The sequence below is a fragment of the Polaromonas sp. genome (assembly GCF_031411155.1).
GTDB lineage: Bacteria > Pseudomonadota > Gammaproteobacteria > Burkholderiales > Burkholderiaceae_C > Polaromonas.
In genome coordinates, this window is the sequence record NZ_JANOAL010000054.1 from 1 (window position 1) to 14,125 (window position 14,125).

The following is a 14,125-nucleotide window of genomic DNA, read 5'->3' on the forward strand; positions in this document are numbered from 1 at the left end:
CCGACGCTGGCCAGGTCAATCGCCTGGCCGCCCGCCATGCCCTGAAAGCCGGCGGCCCTGGCCAGCATGCGGCACAGCCGGGCCTGGGTGGCGTCATCGACCGAGCCATCGTCGGGCGACAGCAGCTCAAAAGCCAGCGCCTGTAGCGCGTCGCCAGCCAGCAGCGCCTGCGCCTCGCCAAACCGGACGTGCACCGTGGGCTTGCCCCGGCGCAGCACGTCGTTGTCCATGCAGGGCATGTCGTCATGCACCAGCGAATAGGCGTGAATCAGCTCGACCGCGCAGGCCGCGCGCAGCGCCGGGCTCGCCTGGCCGTTGACCGCCTCGCAGGCCGCCAGCACCAGCAGCGGGCGCAGGCGCTTGCCGCCGTCCAGCACCGCATAACGCATGGCTTCGCCCAGACCGGCCGGCGCCGGCGCCGCCGTCGGGCAGGCGACCCAGGCCGACAGCGCCTGCTCGACCCGGGCCAGCTGCTGCGCGCTCCAGGCGTCCAGGTTGAAGGCGCTGACGGGACCGCCCGGGGCGGGGGTGGACAAAGTGGGTGCGGCGTTCAATCGGTATTCTCTGTGCGGATTATTCTTGGGCCCAGGGCTTGAGCTCCGTGCCTTCCAGCACCTTGATCTGGTTTTCCACGGCTTCGAGCCTGTCCTTGCAGAACTTCAGCAACTGCGCGCCGCGCTGGTAGCCGGTCAGCAACTGGTCCAGCGGCAGCTGGCCCGACTCCAGGCCCTTGAGCAGGCCTTCGAGTTCCAGCAGCGCGGCCTCGTAGGTGGCGGGCAGGGGCGCGACTGCGGCGGCAGCAGCGGCGGAAGTGGATGAGCTTGAGCTTTTGGCCATGGTATTTCGGTGAAAGGCAGATTTTAGGCGGTTACAGCCGGCGCCCCGCACCGCCCGCCTGGCCCGTGCAACCCGGCTGCCCCCGGTCAGGTGCCGGGACGCTCTTTCAGGGTCGGCCAACAGCCCGCACGGGTACAATTGGCAACGGTTCTGAGCCAGTCTGCAGGCCCTGCCGGCGCTGTGGAACACTCCGGTTTTTGACTTCGCAGCCATACAGTCGGGCCAGGCCTGCGATCTCAGCCCTTCATTCACCTGCCGCCAAAGCCTGTCTGCGGCGGCATGCTTACCAACATTGCATGTCTGATCTAAGCCTTCGCCTGCTGCAGGCCACCAGCCAGCTGCCCATCTCCAGCTACTTTGACGCGGGCCTGTTCCAGCGCGAACAGCAAAAACTGTTTGCGCGCGGGCCGCGCTACCTGGGCCACGAGCTGGCGGTGCCGCATCTGGGCGACTTTTATGCCCTGCCGCACGAAGGCGAGGGCCGGGCGCTGGTGCGCAACGCCTCGGGCATCGAACTGATTTCCAATGTCTGCCGGCATCGCCAGGCAACCCTGCTTGCCGGCCGCGGCTCACTGGGCAACCGGGCTGACAGCAACATTGTGTGCCCCTTGCACCGCTGGACCTACAACACCTCGGGCGAGCTGATTGGCGCGCCGCACTTCGAGATTGACCCCTGCCTGAACCTGAACCGCTACCAGACCCGGACCTGGAACGGCCTGGTGTTTGAAGACAACGGCCGCGACATTGCGGCCGAGATGCAGCCACTGGCGACCCGCGCCGACCTCGATTTTTCCGGCTACCAGCTCGACAAGGTGCACCTGCACGAGTGCAACTACAACTGGAAAACCTTTATCGAGGTCTACCTGGAGGACTACCATGTCGGCCCCTTCCACCCCGGCCTGGGCGGCTTTGTCACCACCGAGGATTTGCGCTGGGAGCTGGCGCCCAGTTATTCGGTGCAGACCGTCGGCGTGTCCGACAAGCTCGGCAAGCCCGGCACCGACACCTACAAGAAGTGGCATGACGTGGTGCTGCAGTACCGCAAGGGCGTTCCGCCCAAATACGGCGCGATCTGGCTGACCTACTACCCGCACGTCATGATCGAGTGGTACCCGCATGTGCTGGTGGTCAGCACCCTGCACCCGCAGGGGCCCGACAAGACCTTGAACGTGGTGGAGTTTTTCTACCCCGAGGAAATCTGCGCCTTCGAGCGCGAGTTCATCGAGGCGCAGCAGGCCGCCTACATGGAAACCTGCGTCGAGGACGACGAGATCGCGCTGCGCATGGACGCCGGCCGCAAGGCGCTGATGCAGCGCGGTGACAACGAGTTTGGCCCCTACCAAAGCCCGATGGAAGATGGCATGCAGCACTTTCACGAGTGGTATCGCCGCGAAATGGGCGCCAGCAAAACCACGCAGATGATCTGACGAACCGTTGCATGCTATTGTTTTGATAGCTTGTAACGTTTATTCCGTCTGGGCTAGAGCCAGATTTAATCCCCAAAACCCGCAAAATCACGCGATGCAAGCCGTCTGGATGCTGCTGCCCTCCTTTTTGTTTGCCAGCATGGGCAGGGCAGTGGCGGGCGCGCCGGGCGTGCTGTTCGAATCCCCCGCGCCGCGCCCCACGCGCCGGCCGAGGAACATTGAATTTCCGCGGGCCGCCTGTACCATCGATGACAGGAGCACGCCATGAACTACACCACCCTGATTTCCGCCGCCCAGCTGCAAACCTTGATGCAGCAGCCCTCGAGCAGCCGGCCGCTGCGCATTTTTGACTGCAGCTTTGACCTGATGCAGCCCAAGGCCGGCGAGCAGCAGTACCTGGCGGCCCATATTCCGGGCGCCATTTATGCCAACCTGGACACGGCGCTCAGTGCCCGGCATGGCGTGCCCGGCGCCCACGGTGTCATCACCGCCAGCGGCGCCGACACCCCGGCCTCGGGCGGGCGCCACCCGCTGCCGAACCGCGAAAAATTTGCCACCTGGCTGTCCAGCGTCGGCTTTGGCAACGCCATGCAGGCCGTGGTCTATGACCGCAACGGCGCCAACTACTGCGGCCGCCTGTGGTGGATGCTGAAATGGGCCGGCCATGACCACGTTGCCGTGCTCGATGGCGGGCTGCAGGCCTGGCAGGCGGCTGGCGGCGCCATCAACAGCGGCGAGGAGCCGGCCCACTTCCAGGCCAGTTTCCTGCTGAACCCGGCGCTGGCCACGCTGGTCAGCGCGCAAACCGTGGCCGAGCAACTGGGCCGCCCGGCGCAAACCCTGGTCGACGCGCGGGCCGCGCTGCGCTTCAGGGGCGAGGTCGAGCCGCTGGACCCGGTCGCCGGCCACATCCCGGGCGCGCTGAACCGCCCCTTCAGCCAGAACCTGGACGCCGATGGCAAGTTCAAACCGGCCGGGCAGCTCAGGGCCGAGTTTGAAGCCCTGCTGGCAGGCCGCAACCCCGCCACCGTGGTGCACCACTGCGGCAGCGGCGTGAGCGCCGTGCCCAATGTACTGGCCATGGAAATCGCCGGGCTCGGCCGCACCGGCCTGTACGCCGGCAGCTGGAGCGACTGGGTCAGCGACCCGGCGCGGCCGGTGGCGCAGGGCTGAACCGCTTACTCCCTGATATTGGCGGCCTGCACGATACGCGCATAGCGTGCCTGCTCGCGCTGCACAAAGCGCCCCAGCTCAGCCGCACTGCCACTGCCGCTAAGAGCGCCCTGCTCCAGCATCTTGGCGCGCACCTCGTCGGACTTCAGCACTTCGTTGAGTTCGCGGTTCAGGCGCTCGATCACGGCGGCGGGTGTCTGGGCCGGGGCAAACAGCCCGGTCCAGGCGACAAAGTCATAGCCCTTGAATCCGGGCGATTCGGCCAGCGCCGGCACACCGGGCAAGGTTGGCAGCCGCTTGTCACTGGTCACCGCGATGCCCTTCATCTTCTTGTTCAGGATGTGCGGCGTGGCGCTGATGCTGATCAGCATCGCCAGGTCAACCTGGTTGCCGATCACATCGGTCGCGATCTGCGCGCCGCCGCGATACGGCACATGCGTGATGTAAACCTTGGCCTGATCCTTGACCGTCTCCATGGCCAACTGCAGCACCGTGCCGACGCCCGAGGTCGCGTAGCTGAGCTTGCCGGGCTGGGCCCGCGCGAGTTTCAGCACCTCGTCCAGGTTGCTGGCCGGCAGGCCGGGCCGGGCCACCAGCACCATGGGCGCGGTGTTGACCATGCCCACCGGCGCCAGGTCTTTCAGCGTGTCGTACTTCACCGCCGCCGGATTGATCAGGCGTGCGATGGCGACCGGGCTGTCGGCGCCCATCACCAGCGTGTAGCCATCGGGCGTGGCGGCGACGGCCCTGGCCACGCCTATGGTGCCGCCGGCGCCCGCGACATTTTCGATCACCACCGACTGCTTGAGCCGCTCACCGAGTTTTTGCGCGACCAGGCGCGCCGTCACGTCGACGCTGCCGCCGGCGCTAAAGGGCACGATGAGGGTGATGGGCTTGGCTGCGGGCCAGGCGGTTTGCGCATGGGCCGTACCCGCTGCAGCCGCCACGGCAAGGGTCGCCACGGTGGCGAGGGAAAGCGCAAAAGGTTTCAACATGGTCAGGCTCCTGGTACGGGTTCAACATTCTGGCGCAGGGCGTCAAAGCAGGCGCTCCACTCGACGCGCCACTGGCGGCGCGTGCCGTCGTCTATCCAGGCCGCGTCCAGGCCGTTGAGCATGAAGCCGCGCAGCTCATCGAGCGTGAAGCCGAAGTCGCGCCGCATCATCAGCCAAGCCTGGGTCGGCGTCACATGGTGCAGCGCCGGGTCATCGGTATTGGGGTGAATGCGCAGGCCGAGTTTCGGCATCTGGCGGATCGGGTGGTCCAGCGCCCAGCGCTCGGGCGCCAGCGTTCGCAGGTAATAGGAATTGGTCGGCACCACGGTGAACACGATGCCGCGCTCGGCGCACTGCCGCGCAAAAGCCGGGTTGTCGATGACGGTGTAGCCGTGGTCGATGCGGTCTACTTTGAGCAGCTCCACCGCCGTCTGCACGTTGGCCCAGGGCATGCCGAACTCGCCCGCGTGGGCGGTGGTCTTGAGCCCGGCGCGGCGTGCGGCCGCATACGCTTGCACGAACAATTCGGGCGGCCTGTCCACCTCGCGGTAGTCGATGCCCAGGCCCGGCACGTCGGGGTGGCGGTGTTCGATGAGCCACTGCACCATCTCCAGCGCTTCGGCCGGCGTGGCTTCACGGTCGATCGCCGGCACCAGGCGGCCGATGATGCCGCAATCGGTCTGCGCGTCGGCGATGGCGCGCACGATGGCGGCCTGGGCCTGGGCATAGGGAATGCCGGAAGCGCGCACGGTGCCGGTCGGGTTCCAGAAAAACTCGGCGTAGCGCACCTGGTGCGCCGCCGCATCCTGCAGGTATTCGTAAGCGATGCGGTGCAGGTCGTCGGGCGTCTTCAGCAGCCAGGCATCGAGCGCGCGCAGCACGCGCAACACGCCCACCGGCTTGTCGCCGCGGGTGTAGAAGGCCGCTATCTCTTCGCTGGTCAGCGGCGCCTTGGCACGCCGCGCCAGATCAATGAAGGTGTCACGGCGCACCGTGCCCAGCAAATGGCAGTGCAACTCGGCCTTGGGCATGGCGCGCAGGAAATCTTCAGACTTTTCAGAGATTGGGGGCGGCAACATGGCTTGATCTTAGGCATGGACTTGTCATAAGGGAAATGATTTAATTTGATAAGTTCATCACACAAAGCTATGACCAAACCCAGCCCGGAACCCGCCGCCCGCCTGCGCCAGCCCACGCTCAGACAGCTCAAGGGCTTCCAGGCGGTGGCGCAGCACGGCAGCTTCAGCCGGGCCGCCGAGGCGCTGGCGCTGACCCAGCCCGCACTCTCGGCCACCATCCGCGACCTGGAGCGGCTGCTGGACGTGACGCTGCTGGAGCGCAGCACCCACCATGTGGCGCTGACCGCCGCCGGCGCGGCGCTGCAGCCGCAGGTGGCCTGGCTGCTCAACAGTTTCAGCCAGGGCGTGAGCGACATGCACCGGGCGCTGACGAGCCAGACGCGCAGCCTGCGGCTGGCGGCCCTGCCCTCGACCATGCACCTGCTGGCGCCGCCGCTGGCGCAATGGCAACGCCAGCACCCGGAGGTCACGCTCACGGTGCGCGACCCGCTGAATGACGACCTGATCGCCGCCCTGCACACCGGCGAGGTGGACATTGCACTGGGCACCGAGCTCGCCTTGCCCGCCGGCATAGCGGCCATTGCCGTGACCAGCGACGAGCTGGTGGCCGTGCTGCCGCGCCAGCACCGGCTGGCCCAGTCCGCGCCCGGCAGCGCGCTGCGCTGGCGCGAGCTGCAGGGCGAGCGCCTGGCCCTGTTCGCCAGCGGCAGCACCTACGACCTGGCCCTGGCCACCTTGCGCCAGCAAGGCGTGGCGCTGGAAGAAGCCGACCGGCTGCTCTACAGCGAGTCGCTGTTCAGCCTGGTGCGCAGCGGCCTGGCGGTAGGCGTGATCTCGCGTCTGTACACGCAGGGCATGCCGACCCAGGGCCTGTGCGTGCGCCCGCTAGTCACGCCGGCCATCACACGGCGCATTGCGCTGATGGTGCGCGGCCCGGCGCAGCTGCACCGCCCGGCCGTGGCGGATTGCCTGGCGCACCTGACGCAGGCCCTGCGCGCGCCCGCCCGGCCAGCGCGCCCGCGCAGCGCAGGCCAGCGCTGACTTGCACCGGCCAGGGATGTCGACGGGTGCTTGCCATGGCCGCCAGCTGTGCCCGTCAAGTCGAGACCATGGACTACGGCTGAACAAATTGACTGCTCACAGTGGAGCGGGACGCACCCGCTTAAGGTCTGCCGTATCCGGGGCGGTATTTCAACCTGCCATCCTGCCGACTGATCGACAGCCGTTTGCGCAACCCACATGATCAAAAAGACCCGTTTTGTGCTCACCATTGCCCTTACCCTGTTGCTGACACTGGTCGGTGTGCTGATTGCGGTGAACTTCACCACCGGCGAGAAAAATGTGGAGCGGCAGCTGCCGCGCCTGTACGCCACCGATGACCCGCAGTTTCGCCGGGCCATGGGATCGCTGCTGGGGCCCGGCATCGTCGGCGGCAACCGGGCGCGGGAGCTGCTCAACGGCGAGCAGATTTTCCCGGCCATGCTGGCGGCGATACGCGGCGCGCAGCACAGCATCACCTTTGAAACCTATATTTACTGGTCGGGCGACATCGGCCGCGAATTTGCCGACGCGCTGGCCGAACGCGCCCGCGCCGGGGTGAAGGTGCATGTGCTGCTGGACTGGGTCGGCAGCGCCAAAATTGAAGATGCCTACCTGCAGCAGATGGAAGCGGCCGGCGTCGAGATTCGCAAATTCCACAAACCGCTCTGGTACAACCTGGCCCGCCTGAACAACCGCACCCACCGCAAACTGCTGGTGGTGGACGGAAAAACCGGCTTTACCGGCGGCGTGGGCATTGCCCCCAAATGGACCGGCGCCGGCACCGACCCCGACCACTGGCGCGACTCCCATTTCAGCATCGAGGGGCCGGCAGTGGCCCAGATGCAGGCGGTGTTCATGGACAACTGGCTCAAGGTCACCGGCAAGGTGATGCACGGCCCCACCTACTTTCCGCCGCTGCAGCCCGCCGGCAGCAGCGACGCCCAGGTGTTTTCCAGCTCGCCCTCGGGCGGCAGTGAAAGCATGCAGCTGATGTACCAGTTGTCGATCACGGCGGCCGAGCGCAGCATCGACCTGGCAAGCGCCTATTTTGTGCCCGACGAGCTGACCCGCAAGGCGCTGACCGATGCCCTCAAACGCGGCGTGAAGCTGCGCATCATCCTGCCTGGCGAGATCATCGACACCGACACCGTGCGCAGCGCCTCACGCGGAACCTGGGGCCCGCTGCTGCAGGCCGGCGCCGAGATTTACGAATACCAACCCACCATGTACCACTGCAAGGTCATGATTGTCGACCGGCTGCTGGTCTCGGTCGGCTCCACCAACTTCGACAACCGTTCCTTCCGGCTCAACGACGAGGCCAACCTCAATGTGTTCGACACGGTGTTTGCCGAGCGGCAATCGGCCGTGTTTGAGGACGACCTGAAGCAGGCACGGCGCATCAGCTACGAGGCCTGGGCCGCCCGGCCCTGGAAGGAAAAGCTGATGGAGAAAGCGGCCGGGCTGCTGGGCTCGCAACTGTGACGGCCGCCCAGCACGCTTTTTCGGCATCAAATTAGGCCGCAGCCCAATGATTACGCACATCAGCTGCTATCAATAGCATAGCATCCGGCGGAGTGCTACCATTCGCTGAAACTGGTTTCACAAAACCACCCTGCGTCTGCCTCGCTTTCTGCCATCGACTGCCATGCCCGCCAAAAAACTCCCGCGAATCGCCACCGCCAGACCACCCGCGGCCCGCGCCACCATTGCCGACGTGGCCCGCACCGCGGGGGTGTCCAAGGCCACCGTGTCACGCTTTCTGAATCACCGCGACAGGCTGCTCACGCCCGACATTGCGAGCCGGGTGGAGGTCGCGATTGCGGCGCTGGCCTATGTGCCCAGCCCGATGGCGCAGGCGCTCAAGCGCGGCCGCTCGCGCCTGATTGGGCTGGTGGTGGCCGATGTGACCAATCCGTTTTCCGTGGCCGTGCTGCGCGGTGCCGAAAAGGCCTGCCAGGAAGCCGGTTACCTGCTGATGCTGTTCAACCTGGGCAACGACAGCCGGCGTGAAAGTGAAGCGATCGAGGCCCTAACCGCCTACCAGGTGGACGGCTTCATCCTGAACACGCTGGGCCGTGACGCCGGGGCCGCCGCCGATGCCGCGCGCCACGGCAAGCCGGTGGTGCTGGTGGACCGGCGCCACCACGACATGCAGGCCGACTTTGTCTCGCTCGACAATGCCGGCGCGGTGCGGCTGGGCGCGCGCCATCTGGTCGAGGCGGGCTACCGCGAGCTGCTGTTTGTCTCCGAGCCTATCCGCGATGTCAGCTCGCGCATGGAGCGCGCCGCCGCCTTTCGCGGTTTTGTCAGCGACGCCGCCATGGCGCAGACGCAGGAGGCGAACGCGCTGCAAGGCAGCACCTTTGAAAGTGCCGCCGACGACACGGCCGGCCTGGAGCAGGCGCTGCGCGAGCTGCGCGAACGGGCCCAACAAGCCCATGAACAGCGCCTGCCGGGCGTGCTGTCGAGCAACGCCGTGGTGACGCTGCGGGTGGTGGCGGCCCTGGCGCGGCTGGGCTGGCGGCTGGGCCCGGACCTGGGCCTAGTCGGCTTTGACGAGACCGAGTGGTCGCCCTATGTGGGACCGGGTTTAAGCACCATTGCCCAGCCCACCGACGAGCTGGGCCGGGTTGCCGCGGGCTGCCTGATTGAGCGCCTCAAGGGCCTGGAGCTGCCACCGCGCCAGATTTTGCTGTCGGGCCACCTGGTGCCGCGGGGCTCGTCCGTAGCCACGCCTCACTGACGGCGCACTAGGGTTTTCCATAGTTACCAGTCCGGCAAAGGCACTTTTATAATCCACTGAAACCGGTTTCAGACTCTTCCGAGGAAATGAATCCGAAACCCCAGCCATCAGAAAGCTTTGCGCCCACCCCGACACCGCCACCCTAAGCATGAACTACACATTTCAATTTGGTGATGTCTTTGCCGCCTGGCCGCTGCTGCTCAAGGGCACGCTGAGCACGCTGCAGCTGTCGATGCTGGCCATGCTGATGGGCCTGGTCGTCGCCATCCTGTGCGCCTGGGGCAAAACCACCGGCCCCAAGTCGCTGCGTTTTGTCATCAACGCCTACATCGAGCTGATCCGCAACACGCCGTTTCTGGTGCAGTTGTTCTTTTTCTTTTTTGCCCTGCCGGCGCTGGGCCTGCGCTGGTCGGCCTACACCGCCGCCCTCACCGCCATGGTGGTGAACCTGGGCGCCTATGCCACCGAAATCATCCGCGCCGGCATCGAGTCGATTCCCAAGGGGCAGATCGAGGCCGGCCTGGCGCTCAACCTCAAGCGTTATGAGATCTTCCGCTTCGTGATCCTGAAGCCGGCGCTGCGCGCGATTTATCCGGCGCTGACCAGCCAGTTCATTTTGCTGATGCTCAGCTCCAGCGTGGTGTCGGCGATTTCAGCGGATGACCTGACCTCGGTGGCCGCCAACCTGCAGTCGCAGACCTTTCGCAGCTTCGAGATTTACATCGTGGTGGCCGTGATTTACCTGGCGCTGGCGCTGGCCTTCTCGGCGCTGTTCAAAGTGATCTTCAGGCTGGGCCTGAACTACCCGGACCGTCGCTAATGCGTACCTTTGGCTTTCCAGAATTCTGGTTCATCCTCGAAGCGGCCAAGTGGACCGTGGCGCTGTCGCTGATCGCCTTTGTCGGCGGCGCCATCGTCGGCCTGGCGATTGCGCTCGGCCGCACCTCCAACAACCGCGCGCTGCAAACGCTGGCGGGTGGCTTCATCCAGATCTTTCAGGGCACGCCTCTGCTGCTGCAGCTGTTTCTGGTATTTTTTGGCGCACCGGTGCTGGGTTTTGAAATCAACCCCTGGGTCGCGGCCGGCGTGGCGCTGATCCTGAACAGTGCCGCCTTCCTCGGCGAAATCTGGCGCGGCTGCATCCAGGCCATCCCGGCCGGCCAGCTGGAGGCCGCGCAGGCGCTCAGCCTGCCTTATGTGTCACGCATGCGCGATGTGATCCTGCCGCAGGCCTTCAAGATTGCCCTGGCCCCCACCGTGGGTTATCTGGTGCAGATCATCAAGGGCACCTCGCTCGCCGCCATCATCGGCTTTACCGAAGTCACGCGCTCCGGCCAGATCATCAACAACGCCACCTTTCAGCCGCTGATGGTGTTCAGCGTGGTGGCGGCGATTTATTTTGTGCTGTGCTGGCCGCTGTCGCTGCTGGCGGCGCGCATGGAACGCCACCATGCCGCCGCGCTGGCACGCTGAAGCATTTCGCGCTCACCCCCGATCCCTTTCACCCCGACCTCTTTCACCCCGTCCTCTCTCATCCCAACCTTCGGAGACTCACCATGATCAAGCACCTGCAACGCCGCGCATTCACGGCCACCGCCCTCGCTCTGGGTTTTGCCGCCACCCTGTCAGCCTGGGCCCCCGCCGCCAGCGCGCAAAGCGTGGCCGACATCAAGAAAAAGGGCGAACTAACCATCGGCATGCTGGTGGACTTTCCGCCCTATGGCACCATGAACAGCAGCAACCAGCCCGACGGCTACGACGCCGACGTGGCGCGCCTGCTGGCCAAGGACCTGGGCGTCAAGCTCAATCTGGTGCCCGTCACCGGCCCGAACCGCATTCCGTTTTTGCTGACCAACAAGGTCGACCTGCTGGTTGCCTCGCTGGCCGTCACGCCCGAGCGCGCCAAGCAGGTGCAGTTTTCTGCACCTTACGCCGCTGCCAGCATCGTGCTGTATGGCGACAAGAAGGCCATCCTCAAGGCCCCGGCCGACCTCAAGGGCAAGCGCGTCGGCGTCGCCCGCGCCAGCACGCAGGACGTGGCGCTGACCGCCGTGGCCCCCGAGGGCACGGAAATCCGCCGCTTCGACGACGACGCATCGGCCATGCAGGCCCTGCTGTCGGGCCAGGTCGATGCGATTGGCTGCTCCACGACAGTAGCTGCGCAAATCGACAAGCGTGCCCCGGCCAATACCTTTGAAAACAAGTTTTTGCTGCGCCAGCAGGTCATGGCCGTGGCCATGCGCCCCGGCCAGGCCGAGTTGCTGAAAACCGTGGATGACTTTGTCGCCAAAAACACGGCCAACGGTGAACTCAACAAGCTGTACCGCAAATGGCTGGAAACCGACCTGCCAAAACTGCAATAAATCAGGCAATCAGGGCTTAACGGCTGACAACGGTGCTTTTCAATGACAGACACAATGCATTCCCCCTCGCAGGCAACACCTGGTGCCGAGCCCATCATCCGCATCGAGGCGGTCGACAAGTGGTATGGCAAATTCCAGGTGCTGACCGACATCCACCTGAGCGTCGCGGCCGGCGAGCGCATTGTGGTCTGCGGGCCTTCGGGCTCGGGCAAGTCCACGCTGATTCGCTGCATCAACCGTCTCGAGACCGTGCAAAAAGGCCGTATTGTGGTCGACGGTATAGACCTGACGGCCGGCGGCAAAAATGTCGATTCGGTGCGGCAGGAAGTCGGCATGGTGTTTCAGCAGTTCAACCTGTTTCCGCACCTGACGATCCTGCAGAACTGCATGCTGGCGCCCATGCGCTCACGCGGGTTGAGCCCGGAAGAGGCCGAAACCATCGCCATGAAGTACCTCACGCGCGTGCGCATTCCCGAGCAGGCGCGCAAATACCCGAGCCAGCTCTCGGGCGGCCAGCAGCAGCGCGTGGCGATTGCACGCGCGCTGTGCATGACGCCCAAGATCATGCTGTTTGACGAGCCGACCTCGGCGCTGGACCCGGAGATGGTCAAGGAAGTGCTGGACACCATGATCAGCCTGGCCGACGACGGCATGACCATGCTCTGCGTGACGCACGAAATGGGCTTTGCCCGCAGCGTGGCCGACCGCGTGATCTTCATGGCCAACGGCCAGATCATCGAGCAGGCACCGCCGCAGCAGTTCTTCAGCAACCCCCAGCACGACACCACGCGCAATTTTCTGGGGCAGATTCTGAATTCGCAGCATGCACACTGAAGTTTCTGGCGCCGCTGCAGGCACGAATGGCACGCCGCCCATCCTGATTTCGCTGTCGTCGTTTGGCGCCGCCGAAGTGCGCCGCCCTGGCCAGTTGTGGGCGACCGAGCTCAGCCTGACCGCCGGCGCCGATGGAGTAGAAGTGCGCAGCGAGCTGCTGATCGATGCCGCCCGCGAACTGCCGGCCATTGCCCTAGCCGTTCGGGCAGCCGATAAAAGCGTGGTGTACTCCTGCGCCGACTACTTGTGGGCCGAAGACGGCACGCTGGATACGGAGGCGCTGGCGCATGCGCTGGCTGCCGCCAAAACCCTGGGCGCACCGCGCATCAAAATGGCCATAGGCGGCTTTGATGCGGGCTCACACGCCAGCTTCGCCACGCTACAAGACCAGCTGACCGCGGCCGAAGTTGAACTGCTCATTGAAAACGACCAGACCCCCGCCGCCGGCACACTGGCCGCGCTGCAGGATTTTTTTGACGCCGCCCACGCCCACGAAGTTTTTCCGGGCATGACCTTTGACATGGGCAACTGGCACTGGACCGGCGAATGCCCGCTGCAGGCCGCCGCCACCCTTGCGCCGCAGGTGCGTTATGTGCACTGCAAGGGCGTGCAGCGCCAGCCGCAGCGCTGGGTCGCCGTGCCGCTGGCCGAATCCAGTGCCCCCTGGCGCGCCGTGCTGCGCGCCCTGCCGCGCTGCGTGCCCTGGGCAATTGAATACCCGCTGACCGGCGACGACCTGCTGGCCGTGACGCGCCAGGAAATCCATCTGCTGCGCAGCCTTTCATCAAATAGCAAATAGCAACTAGCAGGAGAGCCTTCCCATGACCCACGCCCTGGACGTCATCACCTTTGGCGAAGCCATGATGCTGCTGGTGGCCGACCAGCCCGGCCCGCTGGAGCACGCCGAAGCGTTTCACAAGCGCACCGCCGGCGCCGAGACCAATGTGGCCATCGGCCTGGCGCGGCTAGGCCTCAAGGTCGGCTGGGCCAGCCGCCTCGGCACCGATTCGATGGGCCGTTATTTGCTGGCCGCCATGGCCGCCGAAGGCATCGACTGCTCGCACGTGGTGTGCGACGCTTCGCAAAAAACCGGCTTCCAGTTCAAGGGCAAGGTCACCGACGGCAGCGACCCGCCGGTTGAATACCACCGCAAGGGCTCGGCCGCCAGTCACATAGGCGAAAGCGACATTGACGCGGCCTGGCTGCTCAGCGCCCGCCATCTGCACGCGACCGGCGTGTTTGCCGCGATCTCGGCCAGCACCCTGCCCGCCGCCCGCAAGACCATGGACCTGATGCGCGGCGCCGGCCGCAGCGTCTCGTTTGACCCGAACCTGCGCCCCACGCTGTGGGCCAGCCCCGAACTGATGCGCGAATCCATCAACGACCTGGCCACGCGCGCCGACTGGGTGCTGCCCGGCCTGGAAGAAGGCCGCTTGCTGACCGGCGAAACCACGCCGGAAGGCGTGGCCCGGTTTTACCGCCAGCGCGGCGCCAAGCTGGTGGTCGTTAAACTCGGCAGCGAAGGCGCGTATTTTGAAGACGCCTCCGGCAGCGGCCATGTGCCGGGCTTTCCGGTGGCCCAGGTGATAGACACCGTGGGCGCGGGCGATGGCTTTGCGGTCGGCGTCATCAG

The 14,125-nt window shown here is 65.6% G+C and carries 16 protein-coding genes; 12 read left to right on the forward strand and 4 right to left on the reverse strand.

Features of this window, described 5'->3' with window-relative positions; translation table 11 throughout:
- The coding region (locus tag RMO23_RS03080; protein WP_405041557.1) for a polyprenyl synthetase family protein at nt 1-536 on the reverse strand (536 nt) is incomplete at its 3' end.
- Nucleotides 537-573: 37 nt separating this feature from the next.
- Nucleotides 574-837, reverse strand: a complete 264-nt coding sequence (gene xseB, locus RMO23_RS03085) for an exodeoxyribonuclease VII small subunit (RefSeq protein ID WP_309678631.1) — start codon at nt 835-837, stop codon at nt 574-576.
- Between the two features lie 296 nt (nt 838-1,133).
- Here xseB and RMO23_RS03090 point away from each other — a divergent pair, with 296 nt between their 5' ends.
- The 3 genes from RMO23_RS03090 (at nt 1,134) to RMO23_RS03100 (ending at nt 3,437) form a co-directional block, all read left to right on the forward strand.
- Entirely contained in the window at nt 1,134-2,264 is a 1,131-nt protein-coding gene (locus RMO23_RS03090; RefSeq protein WP_309678632.1) for an aromatic ring-hydroxylating dioxygenase subunit alpha, read from the forward strand.
- 94 nt (nt 2,265-2,358) lie between these two features.
- Nucleotides 2,359-2,532 (forward strand): hypothetical protein, encoded by a 174-nt coding sequence (locus RMO23_RS03095; protein WP_309678633.1) that lies wholly within the window; start codon nt 2,359-2,361, stop codon nt 2,530-2,532.
- Nucleotides 2,529-3,437, forward strand: a complete 909-nt coding sequence (locus RMO23_RS03100) for a sulfurtransferase (RefSeq protein WP_309678634.1) — start codon at nt 2,529-2,531, stop codon at nt 3,435-3,437. The genes RMO23_RS03095 and RMO23_RS03100 overlap by 4 nt, the downstream gene beginning before the upstream one ends.
- 5 nt (nt 3,438-3,442) lie before the next feature.
- Here RMO23_RS03100 and RMO23_RS03105 read toward each other — a convergent pair whose 3' ends face one another.
- Both RMO23_RS03105 and add read right to left on the reverse strand, forming a co-directional pair.
- Complete coding sequence (locus tag RMO23_RS03105; protein WP_309678635.1) at nt 3,443-4,432, reverse strand: tripartite tricarboxylate transporter substrate binding protein; 990 nt, start codon at nt 4,430-4,432, stop codon at nt 3,443-3,445.
- Between the two features lie 2 nt (nt 4,433-4,434).
- Nucleotides 4,435-5,511 carry an adenosine deaminase gene (add, locus tag RMO23_RS03110; protein ID WP_309678636.1) on the reverse strand — a complete coding sequence of 359 codons (1,077 nt, stop codon included), beginning with the start codon at nt 5,509-5,511 and terminating at the stop codon, nt 4,435-4,437.
- 69 nt (nt 5,512-5,580) lie between these two features.
- On the opposite strand from add, the gene RMO23_RS03115 reads away from it, so the two are divergent.
- From RMO23_RS03115 to RMO23_RS03155, 9 genes are all read left to right on the forward strand, one after another.
- Nucleotides 5,581-6,552 carry a LysR family transcriptional regulator gene (locus RMO23_RS03115; protein WP_309678637.1) on the forward strand — a complete coding sequence of 324 codons (972 nt, stop codon included), beginning with the start codon at nt 5,581-5,583 and terminating at the stop codon, nt 6,550-6,552.
- 198 nt (nt 6,553-6,750) lie between these two features.
- Nucleotides 6,751-8,034, forward strand: a complete 1,284-nt coding sequence (locus RMO23_RS03120; protein ID WP_309678638.1) for a phospholipase D-like domain-containing protein — start codon at nt 6,751-6,753, stop codon at nt 8,032-8,034.
- A 163-nt stretch (nt 8,035-8,197) separates the two neighbouring features.
- Nucleotides 8,198-9,295, forward strand: a complete 1,098-nt coding sequence (locus RMO23_RS03125) for a LacI family DNA-binding transcriptional regulator (protein ID WP_309678639.1) — start codon at nt 8,198-8,200, stop codon at nt 9,293-9,295.
- Between the two features lie 148 nt (nt 9,296-9,443).
- Nucleotides 9,444-10,115, forward strand: a complete 672-nt coding sequence (locus RMO23_RS03130) for an amino acid ABC transporter permease (RefSeq protein WP_309678640.1) — start codon at nt 9,444-9,446, stop codon at nt 10,113-10,115.
- A complete protein-coding gene (locus RMO23_RS03135) occupies nt 10,115-10,768 on the forward strand; it encodes an amino acid ABC transporter permease (RefSeq protein WP_309678641.1) in 654 nt (217 codons plus the stop codon). The genes RMO23_RS03130 and RMO23_RS03135 overlap by 1 nt, the downstream gene beginning before the upstream one ends.
- Before the next feature lie 83 nt (nt 10,769-10,851).
- A complete protein-coding gene (locus RMO23_RS03140; protein WP_309678642.1) occupies nt 10,852-11,658 on the forward strand; it encodes a transporter substrate-binding domain-containing protein in 807 nt (268 codons plus the stop codon).
- A 54-nt stretch (nt 11,659-11,712) separates the two neighbouring features.
- A complete protein-coding gene (locus tag RMO23_RS03145; RefSeq protein WP_309678643.1) occupies nt 11,713-12,492 on the forward strand; it encodes an amino acid ABC transporter ATP-binding protein in 780 nt (259 codons plus the stop codon).
- Nucleotides 12,482-13,291 carry a TIM barrel protein gene (locus RMO23_RS03150; RefSeq protein ID WP_309678644.1) on the forward strand — a complete coding sequence of 270 codons (810 nt, stop codon included), beginning with the start codon at nt 12,482-12,484 and terminating at the stop codon, nt 13,289-13,291. Before RMO23_RS03145 ends, RMO23_RS03150 begins: the two co-directional genes overlap by 11 nt.
- Nucleotides 13,292-13,313: 22 nt before the next feature.
- Nucleotides 13,314-14,125, forward strand: an 812-nt coding sequence (locus tag RMO23_RS03155) for a sugar kinase (RefSeq protein ID WP_309678645.1), incomplete at its 3' end; no start/stop codon positions are given.